This window comes from Microbacterium sp. Bi128, from assembly GCF_918698205.1.
The window spans coordinates 1-5,247 of record NZ_CAKKMM010000282.1 but is presented as its reverse complement, the minus strand read 5'-3'; the positions used below and the strand labels follow the sequence as shown (position 1 = coordinate 5,247).

4 protein-coding genes and 1 riboswitch are annotated in these 5,247 nt (G+C 71.6%); of the genes, 3 read left to right on the top strand and 1 reads right to left on the bottom strand.

Annotated features, from left to right (window positions below):
- Window positions 1–9: 9 nt before the first annotated feature.
- Window positions 10–1,284, bottom strand: coding sequence for a serine hydroxymethyltransferase (glyA, locus tag LQV45_RS17085; protein WP_230008054.1), 1,275 nt, complete (start codon window positions 1,282–1,284; stop codon window positions 10–12).
- 58 nt (window positions 1,285–1,342) lie between these two features.
- A riboswitch (ZMP/ZTP riboswitch) is annotated at window positions 1,343–1,428 on the bottom strand.
- Window positions 1,429–1,522: 94 nt separating this feature from the next.
- On the opposite strand from glyA, the gene LQV45_RS17080 reads away from it, so the two are divergent.
- The 3 genes from LQV45_RS17080 to LQV45_RS17070 all read left to right on the top strand — a co-directional run bounded on the left by LQV45_RS17080 (window position 1,523) and on the right by LQV45_RS17070 (window position 4,769).
- Window positions 1,523–1,909, top strand: a complete 387-nt coding sequence (locus tag LQV45_RS17080) for a YrdB family protein (protein WP_230008053.1) — start codon at window positions 1,523–1,525, stop codon at window positions 1,907–1,909.
- The gene (locus LQV45_RS17075) at window positions 1,906–3,270 is read left to right on the top strand and encodes an FAD-binding oxidoreductase (RefSeq protein ID WP_230008052.1); all 1,365 of its coding nucleotides are present in this window, start codon (window positions 1,906–1,908) and stop codon (window positions 3,268–3,270) included. Before LQV45_RS17080 ends, LQV45_RS17075 begins: the two co-directional genes overlap by 4 nt.
- Window positions 3,271–3,368: 98 nt before the next feature.
- On the top strand, window positions 3,369–4,769 hold the full coding sequence (locus LQV45_RS17070) for a L,D-transpeptidase family protein (RefSeq protein WP_230008051.1): 1,401 nt from the start codon (window positions 3,369–3,371) through the stop codon (window positions 4,767–4,769).
- Window positions 4,770–5,247 lie beyond the last annotated feature (478 nt).

Genomic DNA, 5,247 nt, shown 5'->3' with positions numbered 1-5,247 from the left:
GGCCGGGTCTTACTGCTGCAGGCCGGGGTACAGCGGGAACGCCTCGGTGAGCGTCGCCACGCGGGCGCGGAGCGCCTCGAGGTCGGCGCCGGGCTGCAGGGCAAGCGCGATGATGTCGGCCACCTCGGTGAACTCGGCGTCGCCGAGGCCGCGGGTCGCGAGCGCCGGCGTGCCGATGCGCAGACCCGACGTCACCATCGGCGGACGCGGGTCGTTGGGGACGGCGTTGCGGTTGACCGTGATGTGGATCTCGTGCAGCAGGTCTTCGGCCTGCTTGCCGTCGATCTCGGCATCCCGCAGGTCGACGAGCACGAGGTGCACGTCCGTGCCGCCCGAGCGCACGGCGATGCCGGCGCTCTTGACGTCGTCCTGCGTGAGGCGGTCGGCGATGATCGACGCGCCGCGCAGCGTGCGCTCCTGACGTTCCGTGAACTCCGGCGTCATCGCGAGCTTGAACGCCGTCGCCTTCGCGGCGATCACGTGCATGAGCGGACCGCCCTGCTGGCCAGGGAAGACCGCGGTGTTGATCTTCTTGGCCAGGTCGGCGTCGTTGGTGAGGATGAGGCCCGAGCGGGGGCCGCCGATCGTCTTGTGCACGGTGGTCGAGACGACGTGGGCGTGCGGGATCGGCGACGGGTGCACGCCCGCGGCGACGAGACCGGCGAAGTGCGCCATGTCGACCCACAGGTACGCGCCCACCTCGTCGGCGATCGCGCGGAACGCGGCGAAGTCGAGCTGACGGGGGTACGCCGACCAGCCGGCGATGATGACCTTCGGCTTGTGCTCGAGGGCGAGACGGCGCACCTCGTCCATGTCGATGAGCGAGGTCTCGGGGTCGACGCCGTAGGCGACGATGTCGTACAGACGGCCCGAGAAGTTGATCTTCATGCCGTGCGTGAGGTGGCCGCCCTGGTCGAGCGACAGGCCGAGCAGAGTGTCACCGGGGCGGGCGATCGCGTGCAGCACCGCGGCGTTCGCGGTGGCGCCGGAGTGCGGCTGCACGTTCGCGAACCCGGCGCCGAACAGCGTCTTCGCCCGCTCGATCGCGAGCTCTTCGGCGACGTCGACCTCTTCGCAGCCGCCGTAGTACCGGCGACCCGGGTACCCCTCGGCGTACTTGTTGGTCAGGACGGAACCCTGCGACTGCAGCACCGAGACGGGCACGAAGTTCTCGGACGCGATCATCTCGAGATAGCCGCGCTGGCGGTCGAGCTCGCGCTCGAGAACCTGGGCGATCTCGGGGTCGACCTCCGAGAGGGGGGCGTTGAAGTACGGATCGGTCATGCGATCTCCTTGACGATGGCTTCGGATGCCGCGGGCTCGGGCGAGTCCGCGGAGATACCGCATCGACCCAGGCGTGCGGTCGAATACCGTCAAGCGGTCGCTCCCCGGTGGTGGCCCACCTCAACGCCAGTCGCGACGACGATCACACTACCGGGTTCGCGCGCGACGCGCCCGGGCGGGTGGCTCGTCCGCGAGGTATTCCGGATGCCGCACGCCGCGGCCCGCGTAAAATGGCGGGGTGACCGATACCCCGAACGTCCGCGCGCAGGCGCCCCTGGCCCCCGGCATGCGCCCGCGTCCGACGGCGGTCGAGATCGGCAGCGTCCTGTGCGGCGTGGCCGCCTTCGTCACCCTCGCGATCTGGGGCTTCACCGCGTGGCCGCTGCCCTGGAACATCGTCGCGGGCCTCGGCGCTCCGGCGCTGGCGATCGTGGTGTGGGCGCTGTTCGTCTCGCCCCGGGCCGTGCTCGCCGTGCACCCGTTCGTCCGCGCGATCGTCGAGCTCTTCGTCTACGCCGCCGCCACCATCGCCTGGTGGAGCATGGGACAGGCGTGGATCGGGCTGATCTTCGCGATCGTCGCCGTGACCTTCGGCGCTCTCAACGGCCGGCGGCGCCTGGCGTGACCGACGACGTCGTCGCGCTGCTCCGCGCCGAGCTGGGTGAGCGCGTCGACGTCTCCCCCGCGGCCCTCGAGTCGGTGCGCGCCGACAAATCCGGCCACGCCGCCGACGGTCAGCCCCTCGCGGTCGTGAACGCCGCCTCCGTCGCCGACGTGCAGGCGGTGATGCGGATCGCGACGGCGACCCGCACCGCGGTCGTCCCCCGCGGCGCCGGAACGGGGCTCGCGGGCGGCGCGAACACCGGCGGCGGCGAGATCGCCCTGTCGCTGCGCGGCATGGACCGCCTCCTCGAGGTCCGCCCCGACGACCTGCTCGCGGTGGTCGAGCCCGGCATCCTGAATGCCGATCTCAACGCCCGACTCGCACCGCACGGGGTGTGGTGGGCGCCGGACCCGGCCAGTCGCGCGATCTCGACGGTGGGCGGCAACATCGCCACCGGGGCGGGCGGACTGCTGTGCGCGAAGTACGGCGTCGTGCGCGACGCGGTGCTCGGCGTCGACCTCGTCCTCGCGGACGGTCGCCTGATGCACCTCGGCCATCGCAGCGTGAAGGGCGTCACGGGCCTCGACCTCACCTCGCTCGTCATCGGATCCGAGGGCATCCTCGGCGTCGTCGTCGGCGCGACCCTCAAGCTCCGCCGGATCGTCGCCGGGGAGCGGGTGACCCTGACCGCCCTGTTCGACGACGTGCGCGCGGCCGCGGTGGCCTCGGCCGCGGTCACCGCGTCCGGCATCCAGCCCGCCATCATGGAGCTGATGGATGCCACGAGCCTCGCGGCCGTCCACCGACTGCTGTCACTGCCCGCGGCGCCGGCCGGGTCGTCGCAGCTGACCATCCAGACCGACGGACCCGTCGCCGCCGACGAAGCGCGGGCGATCGCCGCGGTGCTCCAGGCGGCCGGGGGCCGTGTCGCCGTCGCCGCGGACGATGCCGAGGGCGAGAAGCTCCTGGCGGTGCGGCGTGCACTGCACCCCGCCATGGAGACGCTCGGGACGACGCTCATCGAAGACGTGTCCGTCCCGCGCAGCGCCCTCCCGGCGATGTTCGACGAGATCGGGCGCATCGAGCGGGAGTTCGGTCTCGTGATCCCCACCGTCGCGCACGCGGGCGACGGCAACCTGCACCCGAACTTCGTCTTCGACGGGCCCGACGTTCCCCCCGTCGTCTGGGACGCCGCCGAAGAGCTGTTCCGCGCCGCGCTCGCCCTGGGCGGCACCCTCACCGGTGAGCACGGGATCGGCGTCCTCAAGCGCCGGTGGCTCGCCGACGAGCTCGGCGACGACCAATGGCGGTTGCAGCGCGACATCGCGCGGGTCTTCGACCCGCTCGGCATCCTGAATCCGGGCAAGGTCTTCGCGCCGTGATCCGAGCCGCGGCAGCGTGACCAGAACGTGACAAACCTCCCCGCCCAGGCCCAGAGTGCCCGCATACCATGGAAAGACTGACTTTCGGGGGTTCTCACATGACCGACGGCGCGAACGGCACCGACGGCGTCACCTACGCCTGGGCTCCGCCCGAGCCCGCCAAGCGGAAGAACCGCTCGGGCCTGTGGATCGGCATCCCCGCGGGCGCGACCGCGGTCGCCCTCATCGCGGCCTCGCTGGTTCTCATCGCTCCCGGCGCCTCGGTGGCCGGCGTGCAGATCGGCGGGCTCACCGCCGGCGGCGCCGCACAGGCGATCTCCGCGCACCTGGCAACGACCGAGGTCACCATCGAGAGCCCTGTGGGCGAGGTGACCGTCACCGGCGCCGAGCTCGGTGCGACGGTCGACGCCACCGCCATCGCCGAGAAGGCCTTCGCCGAGAACCCGATGTGGAAGCCCGCGTCCTGGTTCCCCGCCGGCACGGGCGTGCAGATCCAGGTCGATCCCGCCGAAGCGGCGGCGGTCCTGCGCGAACGCGCCCCCGGCACGTATCGCGCCCCAGTCGACGCCACCGTCGCGTTCGACGCCGGCTCGCAGTCGTACGTCACCACGCCCGCCGAGGCCGGTGAGGGCATCGACGTCTCCGCCGTCACCGCGGCGCTGCAGTCCGCGTTCGATGCCGGCACCGTCCGCACCACGGTGCAGGCCGGATTCGTTCCGGTCGACGCGCCCGTCAGCACGCAAGAAGCCGACACCGCCGTCGCCACGCTCAACGGCATCCTCGATTCGGCCGGCTTCTACATCGGCGACGAGCGCACCGTCCCCGTCGACCGCGCGGTCGCCGCCTCGTGGCTCACCGTCACCTCCGACGGCCACGGCGCTTTCACCATCGCCGCCGATGAGGCCGAGATCCAGAAGGCCGTGGACGGCCTGCCGGGCCAGGTCGATCGCGGCGCCGTCAACGCCGACGTCATCGTGGACTCGGGCGGCGAAGTGATCCACACGCTCACCGAGGGGCAGACCGGCCGCGCGCTCGGCGACACCGCCGGCATCGCCGCGGCATTCGCCGCTCAGCTGGCCGACGGCAACGGCAAGTACGCACTCACCGTCGCCGAGACGCCGTTCGAGACCACCAAGACCGAGCGCCGTATCGACGTCAACCTCAGCACGCAGACGACGACGCTGTGGCAGAACGGACAGGTGTACCGCACCTACACGATCTCGTCGGGCGCCGGCGACCACGCCACGCACACCGGCAACTTCCGCATCGGCTGGAAGACCAGCATGCAGGACATGGGCTGCGTCCCCGGCTATGACTACTGCACCAAGGACGTCCCCTGGGTCGCTTACTTCAACGGCGACGAGGGCTTCCACGGCACCTACTGGCACAACAACTTCGGGACGCCGATGAGCCACGGCTGCATCAACATGACGATCCCGCAGGCCAAGGAGCTCTATGACTGGGCCTACCGCGGCACCGAGGTCTCGGTCCACTACTGAGCCCCACCCGCGGACAGGGGTCGGATGCCACGGCATCCGGCCCCTTCTTCGTTGCGCGCCGCGCACGCACCCGGTGCACAACTCCTGCAGCGTGCGGCCGCTGCCCCGCGCCGCACCCGCGACCGCCGGCTCGTGCCGGAGTTGTGCCGGAGTTGTGCCGGGGCCGCGGACGTCGGCACGGCGTCGGAGAAGCCGTTGCCACAAGCCCGGCGACGCGAAGCGCCCCTGCACAACTCCTGCATTACGTACCGCCGCGACGCTCGGTCCGCCGGTCGGACACCGTTCCGCCGGAGTTGTGCAGCAGCTGGGCCGCAGCCGCGGAAGTCGGCACGGCGTCGGAGAAGCCGTTGCAACAAGCCCGGCGACGCGGAACGCCCCTGCACAACTCCTGCATTGCGCGCCGCCGCGGCCCTCGAGCCGCCGTCCGGACACCGTTACGCCGGAGTTGTGCAGGGGCCCGACAGCCGCACAGCGCCGC

Coding starts and splice junctions, on each gene's coding strand:
- glyA (WP_230008054.1), bottom strand. CDS start 1,284: ATGACCGATCCGTACTTCAACGCCCCCCTCTCGGAGGTCGACCCCGAG.
- LQV45_RS17070 (WP_230008051.1), top strand. CDS start 3,369: ATGACCGACGGCGCGAACGGCACCGACGGCGTCACCTACGCCTGGGCT.